The organism is Streptomyces sp. NPDC102360, assembly GCF_044766085.1.
Lineage (GTDB): Bacteria > Actinomycetota > Actinomycetes > Streptomycetales > Streptomycetaceae > Streptomyces.
On sequence record NZ_JBIWLG010000005.1, the window covers coordinates 92,890 to 108,839 of the forward strand.

Genomic DNA, 15,950 nt, shown 5'->3' on the forward strand with positions numbered 1-15,950 from the left:
GGGGACGTTGACCCAGAGATCCGCGCTATCGAGCAAAGGAGCACGAACATGGCGACGACCCGACTCGGCCTCGGCCTGCCCCAGATGAAGCAGTACGACATCGGCAGGGACGTCCCGGACGTGGCACGCGCGGCGGAGTCCGTCGGCTACGACAGCCTGTGGGTGTTCGAGCGGATCCTGTACCCCGAGCCCGCCACCCAGGGTCTGTACGGGATCCCGGGCCTGCCCTGGCCGGATCAGTACCGCTCGGTCGCCGACCCGCTCGTCGCGCTCACCCTGGCGGCGTCCGCCACGTCCCGCGCCCGGCTCGGCACCAGCGTGCTCGTGGCGCCGCTGCACATCCCGTTCCAACTCGCCCGTTCCCTCGCCTCGTTGGACGCGGCGAGCGGGGGCCGCGTGGTCGCGGGGCTCGGCACGGGCTGGTCGCACGACGAGTACGCGGCGGCCGGCGTGGCGCCCTTCGAGCGACGCGGCAAGGTGCTCGACGAGCTGATCGACGTGTGCCGCGCGGTGTGGGGCCCGGACCCGGTGTCGTACAAGGGCGAGGTGACGACCATCGCCCCGTCCGTGGTCGGCCCCAAGCCGGCCGGGCCGCTGCCGATCCTGCTCCCGGCGAACAGCCCGAAGTCCGCCCGCCGCATGGTCGACAGTGCGGACGGCTGGATGCCCGGGGCGATGGGCGCGGAGGACCTCAGGCAGCAGTGGGACCGCCTCCAGGCGCTCGCCGATGAACGCGGCCGCACCGCTCCCCTGCAGACCGTGCTCCGCGCGAACACGGTCCACACCCGCGAGCCGTACACGGGCGACGACCGCAAGCCGTTCCAGGGCAGCGTCGACCAGATCGTGGAGGACGTGGTCGCGCACGACGAGGTGGGCCTGGACGAGATCCTGATCGACCTCCAGGGCCAGGCCCGCGACGCCGAGGAGCTGAAGGACGTCGCGGCGGAGGTGTACGAGAAGGCGCGGGCGGCGGGGGTCTAACCCCCACCCAGTCCCCAGCCCTCTAGTCCCCCCCCGCCCGATAGTCCCCGGCCCGCTAGTCCTCCGGAAGCTCCACCGGCGCGATCTCGTCGAAGACGTCACCCGGGCCGGGGTTCGACGCGTCCGTGCTGCCGCCGAGGTGGTGCATGACGCCCCACACCGCGTTCAGCGCGGTCTGCACGGCGCCCTCGGCCCACCCGGCCGTCCACGAGATGTCGTCACCGGCGAGGAAGATCCCTCGCCGGTCCTCGGGCAGGGTCTCCTGCACGAAGTGCGTGAACAGGCGGCGCTGGTAGCGGTAGTGGCCGGGCAGGTTCGCCTTGAACGCGCCCATGAAGTACGGCTCGTTCTCCCAGGACACGGTCACCGGGTTGCCGATGATGTGCTTGCGGATGTCGACCTTCGGATAGATCTCGCCGAGCGACTTCAGCATCACTTCGAGCCGCTCGTTCGCCGACAGCGGCAGCCACTTCAGGCTGTCGTCGCACCACGTGTAGGAGAGGCAGATCGTGGCGGGCTTGTCCGGCCCGTCGTCCAGCAGGTAGGTCCCGCGCGTCATCCGGTCCGTCAGCGTCATCGACATGACGTCACGGCCTGTGTCCTCGTCCTTGTCCAGCCAGAACGGACGGTCCACGGGCACGAACAGCTTGCTCGACTCCATGTAGTGCGTGCGCTCGATCGCCGTCCAGTGGTCGATCGGGAAGAGCGAGTCGTCGCAGTCCACCTTGGACAGCAGCATCCACGACTGCGCGGTGAAGATCGCCGCCTTGTACGTGCGGATGTCGCCGTCGGCGTCCGTGACGGTGATGTGGTTGCCGGCGGTGCGGGAGAGGCGGGTCACGGCCGGGCGCGGCTTGCCGTCCACGTGCAGGGTGGCCAGCGAGGTCCCCTGCGCCCAGTGCACGATCTTCTCCGGCGCGCGCTCCCACAGCCGCGTCGGCAGCTGCTGCGAGCCGCCCTCGATGCCGCGGTGGTGGTCGTCGGCCTCGGTGTAGACGACGCGCAGGATTTCGAGAATGGAGTTGGGGAAGTCCGTGTCCCAGCCACCCGTACCGAAGCCGACCTGGCCGAAGATCTCCCGGTGCCGGAAGGACTTGAACGCCTCCGACTCGCAGAGGAACCCGTAGAAGGTCTGGTTGTCGAGCTTCTCGACGAGCCTGCCCCAGATCTCGCGGATGCGCGGCACGTCGCGCTCGCGCATCGCCTGGTTCATGTCGGAGAAGTCGGCGCCCTCGTCGAGGCACTTGTTCCACGCCTCGGCGACGTCCCGGTAGACCTGCGGCAGATCGGCGATCGTCTCGGCGTAGTGGGACTCGCCCTTGAGGTCGACGACGGTCGAGGGCGTGGCCTCCGAGAGCGGGTTGGGGAACGCCCGCGTCTTCAGGTCCACCATGTCGATGTAGTGCTGCAGGGCCGTGGACGACGGCGGGAAGCGCATCGCGCCCATCTCCGCGGTCAGGTCGGAGGCCCCCGCCGGGGTGCCATCGAAGCCGACCGTACGCAGCCGGCCGCCGATCCGGTCCGCCTCGTACACGACGGGCTTGAGGCCCATCTTCATCAGCTCGTACGCGGCGACGATGCCGGACAGGCCGCCGCCGATGACGGCTACCTCGGTGCCGTGCTCGGTCGCGGGTATCTGGCCGAGGCCGGCCGGGTGGGCGAGGAAGTCGTCGTACGCGTACGGGAAGTCCGGCCCGAACATCGTGATGGGCGGCTGGCCCTCGGTGTGCTGGGCGGCGGTGGGCACCGTGGACGTCATGGGGTACGGACTCCTTGCGGGTACTGAAGTGCTGGGCAGGAAGCGGGAGTTGAGGTGGCCTCGCGGCCGGTGCCTCAGGAAGCGAGCGATCCGTAAAGCGCCGGACGGCGGTCGCTCAGATACGGGTTGGCCGCGCGGGAGGCGGCGAGGAAGCCGGGGTCGGCGTCGGCGAACACGAGCTCCTCGCCACGCCCGGCGCGGGCGCGGGCCACTCCGTCGGGGCCGGCGAGCGTGGAGAGCCCGACGAACTCGAACTCCCCCTCCGCGCCGACCCGGTTGACGTACGCGACGTACATCTGGTTCTCGAAGGCGCGCACCGGCACGACCGATTCGGCGACGAACTGGAAGGGGTGCATCTGCGCCGTCGGCACGAGCAGCAGGTCGGTGCCGGCGAGGGCGTGCGCCCGGACGTTCTCCGGGAACTCGACGTCGTAGCAGATCATCAGGCCGACCCGCAGACCGTTCACCTCGGCCTGGACGACCGGCTGCTCGCCGGGCGTGAACTGCTCGCGCTCGAAGCAGCCGAAGAGGTGCGTCTTGCGGTAGTTGGCGAGGCGGGCGCCGTCGGCGGAGATCAGCTGTACGGAGTTGAAGACGGCGTCGCCGGAGCGCTCCGGGTAGCCGTACGCGACGGCGATCCCGTGCCGGTGGGCCAGCTCGGCGACCGCGTCGGCCGCGTCCCCGTCGGCGGGCTCGGCGAGCCGGGCCACGTCGTCACCGATCGCGTACCCGGTCAGGAACATCTCCGAGGTCACCAGGACCCCGGCGCCCGCGGCGGCGGCCCGGCCCGCGGCCGCGTCGAGAACCTTGAGGTTCGCGGCGGTCGAGCCGGGGTGTCCTGAGCTCTGGAGCAGGGCGGTGCGCATGGGTGTCCTCAACCGGTACGGGGCGGGGTTCGGGGTCACCAAAAAGCTACGGGGGCCCGCCACCGCGTACAAGAAGCACCTGTTGCACGCTGCCGAGCTGTTCGTTGCGTGATTTTCGCGCCGAACGGCGATTCGTTGCGCGGGGCCCGTGGGCCTCACCACGCGGGGCCAACAGCGCTCGCTACGCGGGCGAACCCGAGGTGAAACGCCGCATCAGCGGCGACAGCACCAGCACGGATTTCGTCCGCTCGACGAACGGCTCCCCCGCGATCCGCTCCAGGACCCGCTCGAAGTGCCGCATGTCGGAGGCGAAGACCTGGACGAGCGCGTCCGCCTCACCGGTGACGGTGGAGGCGGACACGACCTCGGGATACCGCTCCAGGCCCCGCCGGATCGACTCCGGCGAGGTGTTGGAGCGGCAGTAGATCTCGATGAACCCCTCGGTCTCCCAGCCGAGCGCGGCCGGGTCGACGCGCACCGTGAACCCGGTGATCGCGCCGGTGGCCCGCAGCCGGTCCACGCGGCGCTTCACGGCGGGCGCGGACAGGCCGACCAGCTGGCCGATGTCCGCGTAGGAGCGGCGGGCGTCCTCGGCGAGGGCGTGCACGATGCGTTCGTCGAGATCGTTCAGCAAGGCAGGAGGTTCACTTTTCTGCGTCTACGAGACCCGTGTCCGGGCGGGCCATGCGGGAGCGGCGCATCCCGTAGCTGAAGTAGAACACGAGACCGACGGCCATCCAGACTCCGAAGACGATCCAGGTGATAGCGGACAGGCTGCCCATCATCCACACGCAGAGCCCGAAGCCGATGACCGGCAGGACCGGCGACAGCGGCACGCGGAAGGTGCGCTTCATGTCGGGGCGGGTCCGGCGCAGGATGATCACGGCGATGTTGACCAGGGCGAACGCGAAGAGCGTGCCGATGCTGGTGGCGTCGGCGAGCTGGCCGAGCGGGACGGCGGCCGCGAGGACACCGCAGAACAGGGACACGATGACCGTGTTGGCGCGCGGTGCCCCGGTCTTCGGGTGCACCTTCGAGAACACCTTGGGCACGAGGCCGTCGCGGGACATCGCGAACAGCACACGGGTCTGCCCGTAGAGCACGGTGAGCACGACGGACGCGATGGCGATGACGGCTCCGGCGGCGAGCACCGTGCCCCAGAAGGGCTGCCCCGTGACGTCCTTCATGATCGCGGCGAGCGTCGCCTCGGAGTCGGTGAAGTCCGTCCACTTGCGGGCGCCGACGGCGACGGCGGCCACGAGGACGTACAGCGCCGTGACGATGATCAGCGACAGCATGATGGCGCGCGGCAGGTCGCGCTGCGGGTTCTTCGCCTCCTCACCGGCGGTGGAGGCGGCGTCGAAGCCGATGTACGAGAAGAAGAGCGTGGCTCCCGCGGCACTGACGCCCGCCATGCCGAGCGGCATGAAGTCCTCGTAGTTGCCGGACTTGAAGCCCATGAAGCCGATGACGCAGAAGAGGATCAGGGCCGCGATCTTCACGGCGACCATGATGGTGTTGGCCCGCGCGGACTCCTTGGCGCCGCCCAGCAGGAACACCATGGCGAGCAGCACCACGATGAGCGCGGGCAGGTTGAAGATCCCGCCGTCACCGGGCGGCGCGGACAGCGCGGCCGGGATGGTGACGCCTATCGTCCCGTCGAGCAGCTCGTTGAGGTACTCGCCCCAGCCGACGGCGACCGCGGCGACCGAGACCCCGTACTCCAGGACCAGACACCAGCCGCAGACCCAGGCGAGAAGTTCGCCCATCGTTGCGTACGCATACGAGTAGGAGGAGCCGGCGACCGGGATGGTGCCGGCCAGTTCGGCGTACGAGAGCGCCGAGAAGAGCGCGGTGAGACCGGCGATCACGAAGGACAGCGTGACGGCGGGGCCGGCCTTCGGTACGGCCTCGCCGAGCACCACGAAGATGCCGGTGCCGAGCGTGGCGCCGATGCTGATCATCGTCAGCTGCCAGAGCCCGAGGGAGCGCCGCAGCGATCCGCCTTCACCCTGGCCGCCCTCCGCGACCAGCAGATCCACCGGTTTGCGCCGCATGAGGCGGGCGCCGAATCCCGCTGGCGCGGGTGCGGCTTGCGGGGTGCGCGGGGGTGCGCCGTGATCGAGCACGGACTGGCTCCTTGATCGCTGCCGGGTGGGGTTGACCGCAGCGAGGGGACGCGGCGGAGCACACCCGTCATACGGGTCCCGCCGAGCAGGCCGAACCCCCGCCACGCAACGTACAGCGGATGACTCTAGAGGAGTTCTCTTCTCAGGTGTAATGCAGCAACCTTGCGCAGTCGCGCATGATCGTTGCGCTACGTTCCGGGAGTCGAACGATCGTTGCGTGCGACCTTTCGTCCATTGCGCGCGGATTGGCCGAATACGACAAAACCCCGCGCCCCTCCGGAGAGGGACGCGGGGTTCGCGGTGGGGTGCGGGAGGGTCAGCTCCAGCTGGCGTGCAGCGGCTTGCCCTCGGCGTAACCGGCGGCGGACTGGATGCCGATGGTGGCGCGCTGCTCGAACTCGGCGAGCGAGTTGGCACCGGCGTACGTGCAGGAGGAACGGACGCCGGCGATGACCGAGTCGATCAGGTCCTCGACGCCCGGACGCTCCGGGTCGAGGAACATCCGCGAGGTGGAGATGCCCTCCTCGAAGAGCGCCTTGCGGGCGCGGTCGTAGGCGGACTCGTCGCTCGTCCGGTTCTTCACGGCGCGCGCGGAGGCCATGCCGAAGGACTCCTTGTAGGCACGGCCCTTGGCGTCGTGCTGCAGGTCGCCCGGGGACTCGTACGTGCCCGCGAACCAGGAACCGATCATCACGTTCGACGCACCGGCCGCGAGGGCCATGGCAACGTCACGCGGGTGCCGCACGCCGCCGTCGGCCCACACGTGCTTGCCGTACTTCTTGGCCTCGGCGGCGCACTCCAGGACGGCGGAGAACTGCGGCCGGCCGACGCCGGTCATCATGCGGGTCGTGCACATGGCACCCGGCCCGACCCCGACCTTGATGATGTCGGCGCCGGCCTCGATGAGGTCCTTCACACCTTCCGCGGCCACGATGTTGCCGGCCACGATCGGCACCTGCGGGTCGAGCGCACGGACCTTCCTGATCGCCTCGATCATCGACTCCTGGTGGCCGTGGGCCGTGTCGATGACGAGCGTGTCCGCACCGGCGTCGAGCAGCTGCTTGGCCTTGCCCGCCACGTCGCCGTTGATGCCGACGGCGGCGGCGATGCGCAGCTGTCCCTTGGCGTCGGTGGCCGGGGTGTAGAGGGTCGCGCGCAGGGCGCCGGTGCGCGTCAGGATGCCGGCGAGCCGGCCGTCCTTGTCCACGGCCGGGGCGTAGCGGCGGTTGGCGCCGTCCAGCTTGTTGAAGGCGTCGCGCGGGTCGATGTCCGCGTCGAGCAGCAGCAGGTCCTTCGCCATGACCTCGGACAGCTGCGTGAAGCGGTCGACGCCGGTCAGGTCCTGGTCGGTGACGACACCGACGGGCCGCCGCTCGTCGTCGACGACGACTCCGGCGTTGTGCGCGCGCTTGTTGAGCAGCGCGAGGGCGTCCGCGACGGTCTGCGTCGGCGCGAGGACGATCGGGGTGTCGAGCACCAGGTGGCGCGTCTTGACCCAGGAGATGACCTCGGTGACGACCTCGATCGGGATGTCCTGCGGAATGACGACGAGGCCACCGCGGCGGGCGACGGTCTCGGCCATCCGACGCCCGGCGATCGCCGTCATGTTGGCGACGACCAGCGGAATCGTGGTGCCCGTGCCGTCCGGCGACGAAAGATCCACGGCCTGCCGGGAGCCGACCGCGCTCCGGCTCGGCACCATGAAGACGTCGTCGTACGTCAGGTCGTACGCGGGCTTGATGTCATTGAGGAAACGCACGTGCGGACATCCCAGTCGGTAGAAGGGGGCCCCAGAAGTCTGCTCCCGGAGCACAAAGCACGTACTTCATTTTCCCATGCCGTCCGGAGGCGCGTCTTCGGGCCGAACGTCCCAAGGTCGGGGGCCGGGCTTGGATGATCATCCCAGTTCGAAGCGGATCCGCACGGCCGACGCCTGTGCGAACACCTCACGGGCGATCTCCCACTGCTCCGGCTGCCGGGCCTCGAACCCGGCCCACCCGGTCACGACAACGGCGAGCGCCTCGCCCTCGGGAGCCTCGGGCAGCTGCGCCGGGTCACCAAGGGCGTCGGCCAGGGCGTCCCAGTTCCGCCCGAACCACGACGGCAGCTCAAGCGCGGCGGCACACCGCTCCATGAACCCGCCCTTGTCGACCACACCCTGAAGATCCAGCCGCCGCACACCCACGGGTTCCTCCCCTTCGGACTTCAGCCACTTCAAGCCCCGCCGGCGATTGAGGCGCATCCTTTAAGCCCCTGCGGCGATTGAGCAGCGGGGTCCGGGGCAGAGCCCTGTGACCGCACCCCCGCCTCCGGCCTCACACCCCGTCCGGATCCGCCCGCTGCAGCGCCGGCTTCGGCGCCGACCCGGCCGCCAGCAAGAAGTCGGCCGCGGCGGTATCGGTGACCAGAGAGGTGACAAGCCCCGACCGCAGCACCGCGTCAATGGCGGCAGCCTTCCGCTGCCCACCCGCGATCGCGACGACTTCCGGTATCCGCCGGAGGCGATCCGCCTCGACGGTGATGCACCGCTCTCCCAGGTCCCGCCCGACCCGACGGCCCTGCGCGTCGAACAGGTGCGCGGACATCTCCGCGGCGACACCCAGCGACGCGTAGTGCGCACGCTCCTCGTCGCTCAGCATGTCGTGCACGGTGGAGATCCCCGGCTCCCAGGAGCCGATGGACACACACGCGACCGTGACCTTGTCGAAGTACTCGAAGGCGCGGGCGATCCCCGTCTGGTTGCGCAGCGCCGCCGCCGTCGCGGCGTCCGGCAGCAGCATCGGCGCGTAGATGGGGTGCGCGTCGCCGCCCGACACCTGCGCCGCACGCCGCACGGCCTCCACGGAGCCGCGCTCCGCGGTCCCCGCGTCGTACACGCCCGTCAACTGCACCACGGTGCACGGCGGCAGCTTGTCGAGAGCGGCCGCCATGTGGATGGTGGAGCGGCCCCACGCGAGACCGAGCACATCGCCCTCTGTGACCAGCTCGCCGAGCAGATCGGCGGCGACCTCCCCGAGGTTCTCCGGGTCGGGCGACTCGTCGATCTCCGCGGGCGACTCGACGACGACCGCGTGCCGCAGTCCGTAGCGGGCCCGCAGCGCGTCGGAGCGCTCGGCGTCCAGCTCGGCAGGGACTCGGATCTCGATACGTACGAGATCCCGCTCGAGGGCCGTCTCCAGGACCCGCGCCACCTTGAAGCGGCTCACGCCGAACTCCTCGGCGATCTGGATCTTGGACTTGTTCTCGAGGTAGAAGCGACGGGCCATGGCCGCCGCCTGCACCAGCTCCGCGGGTCCCATCCGCAGGGCCGCCCGTCCCGCCGATGATGCGGACACGGCGTTCTCCTCACTTCTCTTACGTCACGAAACTTCTCTTACGTCATGAAATCGACTACTGCTCATGAATCGACTCATGAGCCGACTCTCGAATCAACTGCTGTTCACAACCTGGATACGCCGTTCATCCTTGCAGATCCGACGCGGTTGATCCGCCCCGATGGGCGCCGTTCACGTGCCCGTGGCTCAGTGGTCGCACGCCCAGGCCGTGGACGCGGTAGCGCCTTCCGCCTGGGTGCGCAGTGCACGTACCGCCTCCGCCGGATCCTTCGCCCCGTAGACGGCCGAACCGGCGACGAAGACATCGGCGCCCGCCTCGGCGCACCGCTCGATCGTCGCGGCGGACACTCCGCCGTCGACCTGCAGCCACAGCTCCAGACCGTGCTTCCCGATCAGCTCACGGGTGCGGCGGATCTTGGGCAGCATGATGTCCAGGAACGCCTGCCCGCCGAATCCCGGCTCAACCGTCATGATCAACAGCATGTCGAGTTCGGGGAGCAGGTCCTCGTACGGCTCGATCGGCGTCGCCGGCTTCAGGGCCATCGAGGCGCGGGCGCCCTTGGCGCGGATCTCGCGCGCGAGGCGGACGGGGGCGGCGGCCGCCTCCGCGTGGAAGGTGACGGATCCGGCACCCGCTTCGACGTACTGAGGGGCCCAGCGATCGGGGTCCTCGATCATCAGATGGCAGTCCAACGGCGTGTCCGTCGCGCGCGCCAGCGACTCTACGACCGGAACCCCCAGGGTCAGGTTCGGGACGAAGTGGTTGTCCATGACGTCGACATGGAGCCAATCGGCGCCTTCGGCGGCCTTTGCCTCGTCGGCAAGGCGGGCGAAGTCCGCGGACAGGATGCTGGGGTTGATCTGCACGGCCATGCCCCAAGCGTGCCATGCCCGGGACCCCCGCTCCGCCTCGGTACGTCCCCCTGCCCGAGACCGATACCGAGCCGTGCCCGCCCGTGCCATTCTTGGCGGCTCGCAGCAGGGGCCGGCCTCCGGCCCCTGGGGAGCACCGCGCACGACGCAGCGGGGGACGCCATGGCGGACGAACAGGGCACGGTGAGTACCGAGGGCACAGGAAGCACGGCGGCGCCCGGACGCAACGGTGTCGCCTGGCTGGTGTGCGGGCGGCGCAGCAAGTGGCTGGTGCTGCTGCTGTGGCTGGTGGTCATCGTCGGCACGGCACCGCTCGCCCAGAAACTCACCGACGCCCAGGACAACGACGCGCAGTCCTGGCTGCCCGGCTCCGCGGAATCCACCCAAGTCCTCGATCTGTCCAAGGACTTCAGGCCGGAGACCATCCCCGCCGTGGTGATCTACGCGCGCGAGGGCGGGCTCACCGTCGCGGACCGGGCCCGGATCGCCAAGGACGTCGACCGGATCAAGCAGCTGAGCGCCCACGGCGTGCGGGGCACGGAGACCCGCGGCCCGGTCCTCGACAAGCGGCCGGGACCGTCGGCGGCCCAGATCTACGTCCCGATCACGATGGACTCGAAGGGCTGGGAGCGGATCGCGCCCGCCGTGGACTCCATTCGTGACCGGAGCGGCACGTCGGCGGACGGCCTCCAGATCCACATCACCGGCCCCGGCGGCACCTCCGCCGACTTCTCCAAAGCCTTCGAGGGCATCGACTCGACCCTCCTCCTCTCCGCGCTCGGCATCGTGATCGTGATCCTGCTGTTCACGTACCGCAGCCCGTCCCTGCTGCTCGTACCGGTACTGAGCGTGGTGGCGGCCCTGTTCACGGCGCAGGCGCTGGTCTATCTCCTCGCCCAGCACGCGGGCCTCACCGTGAACGGCCAGAGCGCGGGCATCCTCACGGTGCTCGTGTTCGGCGCCGGGACGGACTACGCCCTGCTCCTGGTCGCCCGCTACCGCGAGGAGCTGCGCCGGCACGACGACCGGCACGAGGCGATGGCGCTCGCCCTGCACCGGGCGGGCCCGGCGGTGCTCGCGTCGGGCGCGACGGTCGTCCTGAGCATGCTGGTCCTGCTGAGCGCCGACATGAACTCGACGCGGGGCCTCGGCCCCGTGGCCGCGATCGGCGTCGCCGTCGCCCTGCTCGCGATGCTGACGCTGTTCCCCGCCCTCCTGGTGATCTTCGGCCGCTGGCTGTTCTGGCCCGTGATCCCGCACGTCGGCTCGCCGGAACCCACTGAGCGGGGCGTGTGGGCGCGCACCGGGCGAAGGATCGCGCGCCGTCCGCGCCTGGTCTGGATCGTGACGGCGGCGGCACTCGCGCTGCTCTCGCTCGGCCTCATCCAGCTGAAGGCGGCGGGCATCAGCAACGCCGACTCCTTCACCGACAAACCCGACTCGATCGTGGGACAGGAGATCTCGGCGGAGTACTTCCCCGCGGGCACCGGCGACCCGCTGGTCATCGTCGCGAACCACACACAGGGCGAGCAGGTGAGGCGTGCGGTCGCCACGACGAAGGGCGTCGTACGCGGCAGCATCGGCGTGCCACCGAACACGAAGCCGGCGGCGGACGGCCGGATCCTCTTCGAGGCGACGACGACCGCGCCGTCCGACAGCCGGGCCGCCAAGGACACGGTGGACCGGGTGCGGGCCGCGCTGCACGACGTGCCCGGCGCGGAGGCGAAGGTGGGCGGCGGCGCGGCGGCGCTGCTCGACATGGACCGGGCGACCACGCACGACAACAAGCTGGTGATCCCGCTGGTGCTGGTGGTCGTCCTGTTGATCCTGGGGCTTCTCCTACGGGCCCTGGTGGCGCCCCTGTTGCTGATCGGGACGGTCGTCCTGTCCTTCGCGGCGGCCCTCGGCATCAGCGCGCTGGCCTTCCGCCACCTCTTCGACTACGCGGGCGAGTCGACGGACTTCCCGCTGTTCGTCTTCGTGTTCCTGGTGGCGCTCGGCATCGACTACAACATCTTCCTCACGACCCGCATCCGTGAGGAGGCCGCGCGCCAGGGCACACGCCAGGGCATCGTCACGGGCCTGGCCGCGACCGGCGCGGTGATCACGTCGGCGGGCCTGGTCCTCGCGGGCACCTTCGCGGCCCTCGGCACGCTCCCGATGGTCGCCTTCGCCGAAATCGGCTTCGCGGTGGCGGTCGGCATCCTCCTGGACACCTTCGTCGTCAGGTCAATCCTGGTGACGTCCCTGTTCCTGGACCTGGGCTCGCGTATCTGGTGGCCGGGCAAACCAAGCCCTGCCGAGCACAAATCAAGCCCCGCCGGCGATTGAGGCGCGGGGTCCGGGGCAGAGCCCCGATCTTTTCAACCCCGGACCACCCGCAACAACACCTACGCCGTACGCCGAATCAACGCCAAATACATCGCATCGGTCCCATGCAAATGCGGCCAAAGCTGCACATCCGGCCCCTCCCCAAGCCCCGGCACCCCCTCCAACAACGGCCGCGCATCGATGAGTTCGGCCCCACCGACCCCCTTGAGCACGTCATCCACGACCGCCCTCGTCTCCGCGAGATGCGGCGAGCACGTCGCATACCCCACGACGCCCCCCACCCGCACGGACTCGAGCGCCTTGCGCAGCAGGCCCCGTTGCAGCGGACCGAAGCCCTGCAGGTCCTCGGGACGCCGCCGCCACCGCGCCTCCGGGCGCCGCCGCAGTGCGCCAAGTCCCGTACAGGGCACGTCCATCAGGATCCGGTCGAACGTCTCGGGACCCCACGGCGGCCGCGTCCCGTCCGCGGCGATCACCTGGTAGGGCCCGGGGTTCCCGGCCAGCGACTTCGCGACGAGTGCGGCCCGGTGCGGCTGCTTCTCCGACGCGAGCAGCGTCGCCCCGCGCTCGGCGGCGAGCCCGGCGAGCATGGCCGCCTTGCCGCCCGGACCCGCGCACCCGTCGAGCCACTTCTCGTCGCGCCCCTCGACCGGAGCGTTCGCGAGCGCGATGGCAACCAGCTGGCTGCCCTCGTCCTGCACACCGGCCCGCCCCGACCGGACGACATCAAAGGACCCCGGCTCGCCGCCCTCGGCGAGCCGCACGGCGTACGGCGACCAGCGCCCCGGAAGCCCCGACTCCTCGCCCACCTCGGCGAGTACGGCCTCGGCCGTGGTCCGCCCGGGCCGCGCCACGAGCGTCACCTCGGGCCGTTCGTTGTCGGCCTCCAGCAGATCCTCGATCCCGGCACGCCCGCCGCCCAGCGAGTCCCACAGGGCGGATACGACCCATCGCGGATGCGAATGCACCACGGCCAGGTGGTCCTCGGGATCCTCGTCGTACGGCGGCGCGACCTTCTCCACCCAGGCGTCCAGCTCGTGCTGCGAGACCTTCCGCAGCACGGCGTTGACGAACTTGGCCCGCCCGTCACCGAGCACGACGCGCGCCAGCTCGACCGACGCGGACACGGCGGCGTGCAGCGGGATCCGCGTACCGAGCAGCTGATGCACACCGAGGTTGAGCACGTCGAGGACCGGCGGATCGACCTCTCGCAGCGGCCGGTCGATGCAGGCCGCCACAATCGCGTCGTACGTCCCCTGCCTGCGCAGCGTCCCGTACACGAGCTCGGTCGCGAGCGCGGCGTCCCGCCCGTCGAAGTCGCCCTTCTCGCGGGCCTTGCGCAGCAGCGGCGGCAGCACGAGGTTCGCGTACGCGTCCCGCTCGTCCACCGCGCGCAACGCCTCGAAGGCGAGGATGCGCACGGGGTCCTTCTTGGGACGACGGTGGGGCTTGCCGGGCTTACGAGGGGGCCGGCCGGGCTGGTCGCTCAAAGGTGCTCCGCTGCTGGGGTCGTACGGGCGCTACGCACGGGTCGTACGCCGGAATGGGCGCTGCGCACTGGCAGTACGCCGGGATGAACCCTCCCAGGGTACGTCCCGGCCCCGACAACGGTCTTCGTGGGCTCGTCGGCGCCGGGGGCGCGGACCGGGCGGTCCGGTGCCCGCAGGCCCGTCGGCCCAGGGTCGCGGACCTGGCGATCCGGGGCCCGCAGGCCCGTCAGCCCAGAGGCCGCGGACCCGCCGGCCCTCGTGCCCGCAGGCCCGTCAGCCCAGGGTCTCCCCCTCGGCGATCCGGGTGCCCCGCGCCCAGTCCGCCGCGGCCATCGGCTTCTTGCCCTGCGCCTGCACCCAGAGCAGCTCGACGGCGCACGAACCGGTGCCCACGTGGAGGTTCTTCTTGCCGGCGGAGATCTCGCCCGGCGCGAGGTCGGTCCGGTCGGGCGCGAGGACTGCCGTGCGCACCTTGAGCCGCTCGCCGCGGAACTCGGTCCAGGCACCAGGCGCAGGCGTGCAGCCACGGACGACCCGGTCGACCCGCAGGGCCGGCGCGCGCCAGTTGATACGGGCGTCCTCCACGGTGATCTTCGGCGCGAGGGTGACGCCGTCGGCGGGCTGCGGCACTGCCTCGATGGTGCCGTCCTCGATCCCGTCCATCGTCGCGACAAGCAGCCCGGAGCCCGCGAACGCGAGCCGGGTCAGCAGGTCGCCGCTGGTGTCGGTGGCACGGACCGCCTCGGTCACCGTCCCGTACACGGGCCCGGAGTCGAGCCCCTCCTCGATGAGGAACGTGGACGCGCCGGTGATCTCGTCACCCGCCATCACCGCGTGCTGCACGGGTGCGGCACCCCGCCACGCCGGCAGCAGCGAGAAGTGCAGATTGACCCAGCCGTGGGCGGGCACGTCGAGCGCGACCTTGGGGAGCAGCGCCCCGTACGCGACGACCGGGCAGCAGTCGGGACCGATCTCCCGCAGCCTCGCCAGGAAGTCCTCGTCGCGCGGCTTGGCCGGCTTGAGCACCTCGATGCCGGCCTCCTCGGCCCGCTGGCCGACCGGGCTCGCGACCAGGCGACGGCCGCGCCCCGCCGGTGCGTCGGGCCGGGTGACGACCGCGGCGACCTCGTGCCGGTCGGAAGCGATCAGGGCGTCCAAGGCGGGAACGGCGACCTCGGGGGTGCCTGCGAAGACGAGCTTCATCGGTGGTTGGGGCCCTTCTGACGGATCGGGCTGGATGCGGACGACCGCAACGGCCTCTCGGGGCAGGGTCACGGGCAGCGCACCAGTCTATGGGCGCCGTGCAGCGGGCGCGTACGGGGCGCACGTCGTGACGTGCGCCCCTCGCATATGCGGATGCGCCCGAACAGCGTGACCCCTCACCGGATGGCGCGTTGGTCAAGAAAGAGTTGACCAGTCATGGGCCGCAATCAGTCATCCGTCATCGCTCACTCGTCTTCGTCGGTGTCGCTTGACGCGAGCGTGGTCCGATCCTTATTTCATCGCCGGTTCGAGAGGCTTGTTCATGGCCGACCACGCAACCCACGACGCCCAGGCACGGGCCAGCCTGCATCTTCTTGTGCGGGACATCGAGCGGGTCCGCCGTCAGGTGGACGCGCTGCGCACCCTCACCGCACAGCTGGGCAACGTCTACCGCCCGCGCCGCTCAGGCCCCTCCGCGGGGTTCGTCGTCTACGGGAGGGCGCCCGCCCCCACCGTCCGTCTCGCCCAGGAACTGCGCGACAGCGTCGAGACGTTGGTCACCGCAGCCGTGGACTTCGACCGTTCGCTGGGGTTCTCGTGGGACGCGGTGGGCTCAGCGCTCGGCGTCACGAAGCAGGCGGTCCACCGCAGGTACGGGGCGCGCAGGGCGGTCACCCAGGCGGCCGCCGAGGCCGAGCGCGGGGCGGAGGTGCCGGCGTCGACGGCGGCCGCCGTGCCGTCCTCGGCGCAGGCCGTGCGTCCCCCCATGCCGATGGGAGCGGGCCCGCTGTCGTCGGTCCCCGCCGCCCGCGCGCTGCCCACCCAGCCGACCGTGGGTACCACGGGCCTGCGCGACGACCCGCGCCCCAGCGCCTTCCCTGGCCCGCGTCACGGCTGACCCGCCGCGCCGCACACTTCTGCCTCCCCGTACGCGGACATGACGTGCCGTACGGGGAGGCAGAAGTGTGCGGCACTGACCACCC

General features: G+C 70.8%; 13 protein-coding genes. 3 read left to right on the plus strand and 10 right to left on the minus strand.

The genetic code is table 11. The annotated features are described in order from the left end of the window. Positions 1-48: 48 nt before the first annotated feature. Positions 49-981 (plus strand): LLM class F420-dependent oxidoreductase, encoded by a 933-nt coding sequence (locus tag ACIRHA_RS21295; protein WP_403847910.1) that lies wholly within the window; start codon positions 49-51, stop codon positions 979-981. Between the two features lie 55 nt (positions 982-1,036). Here ACIRHA_RS21295 and ACIRHA_RS21300 read toward each other — a convergent pair whose 3' ends face one another. From ACIRHA_RS21300 to rpe, 8 genes are all read right to left on the minus strand, one after another. Then, entirely contained in the window at positions 1,037-2,740 is a 1,704-nt protein-coding gene (locus ACIRHA_RS21300) for a flavin monoamine oxidase family protein (RefSeq protein ID WP_403847912.1), read from the minus strand. Between the two features lie 74 nt (positions 2,741-2,814). Next, positions 2,815-3,606: a carbon-nitrogen hydrolase family protein gene (locus ACIRHA_RS21305; RefSeq protein ID WP_403847914.1), complete on the minus strand. Its 792-nt coding sequence runs from the start codon at positions 3,604-3,606 to the stop codon at positions 2,815-2,817. Positions 3,607-3,787: 181 nt separating this feature from the next. Then, positions 3,788-4,240, minus strand: coding sequence for an Lrp/AsnC family transcriptional regulator (locus ACIRHA_RS21310; protein WP_403847916.1), 453 nt, complete (start codon positions 4,238-4,240; stop codon positions 3,788-3,790). 10 nt (positions 4,241-4,250) lie between these two features. Then, positions 4,251-5,735, minus strand: a complete 1,485-nt coding sequence (locus ACIRHA_RS21315; RefSeq protein ID WP_403847919.1) for an amino acid permease — start codon at positions 5,733-5,735, stop codon at positions 4,251-4,253. Between the two features lie 316 nt (positions 5,736-6,051). After that, a complete protein-coding gene (locus ACIRHA_RS21320) occupies positions 6,052-7,494 on the minus strand; it encodes a GuaB1 family IMP dehydrogenase-related protein (protein WP_403847921.1) in 1,443 nt (480 codons plus the stop codon). Positions 7,495-7,632: 138 nt separating this feature from the next. After that, the gene (locus ACIRHA_RS21325) at positions 7,633-7,920 is read right to left on the minus strand and encodes a barstar family protein (RefSeq protein ID WP_403847924.1); all 288 of its coding nucleotides are present in this window, start codon (positions 7,918-7,920) and stop codon (positions 7,633-7,635) included. A gap of 130 nt (positions 7,921-8,050) precedes the next feature. Continuing rightward, positions 8,051-9,034: a sugar-binding transcriptional regulator gene (locus ACIRHA_RS21330; RefSeq protein WP_403848898.1), complete on the minus strand. Its 984-nt coding sequence runs from the start codon at positions 9,032-9,034 to the stop codon at positions 8,051-8,053. 222 nt (positions 9,035-9,256) lie between these two features. Continuing rightward, complete coding sequence (gene rpe, locus ACIRHA_RS21335; protein ID WP_403847928.1) at positions 9,257-9,943, minus strand: ribulose-phosphate 3-epimerase; 687 nt, start codon at positions 9,941-9,943, stop codon at positions 9,257-9,259. A gap of 162 nt (positions 9,944-10,105) precedes the next feature. Between rpe and ACIRHA_RS21340 the strand changes: the two genes are divergently transcribed. Then, entirely contained in the window at positions 10,106-12,274 is a 2,169-nt protein-coding gene (locus ACIRHA_RS21340) for an MMPL family transporter (RefSeq protein WP_403847931.1), read from the plus strand. Positions 12,275-12,333: 59 nt separating this feature from the next. Here ACIRHA_RS21340 and ACIRHA_RS21345 read toward each other — a convergent pair whose 3' ends face one another. After that, positions 12,334-13,764, minus strand: coding sequence for an RsmB/NOP family class I SAM-dependent RNA methyltransferase (locus ACIRHA_RS21345; protein WP_403847933.1), 1,431 nt, complete (start codon positions 13,762-13,764; stop codon positions 12,334-12,336). A 273-nt stretch (positions 13,765-14,037) separates the two neighbouring features. After that, entirely contained in the window at positions 14,038-14,967 is a 930-nt protein-coding gene (gene fmt / locus ACIRHA_RS21350; RefSeq protein ID WP_403848901.1) for a methionyl-tRNA formyltransferase, read from the minus strand. 322 nt (positions 14,968-15,289) lie between these two features. Here fmt and ACIRHA_RS21355 point away from each other — a divergent pair, with 322 nt between their 5' ends. Further along, entirely contained in the window at positions 15,290-15,865 is a 576-nt protein-coding gene (locus ACIRHA_RS21355; RefSeq protein WP_403847936.1) for a hypothetical protein, read from the plus strand. Positions 15,866-15,950: the final 85 nt, after the last annotated feature.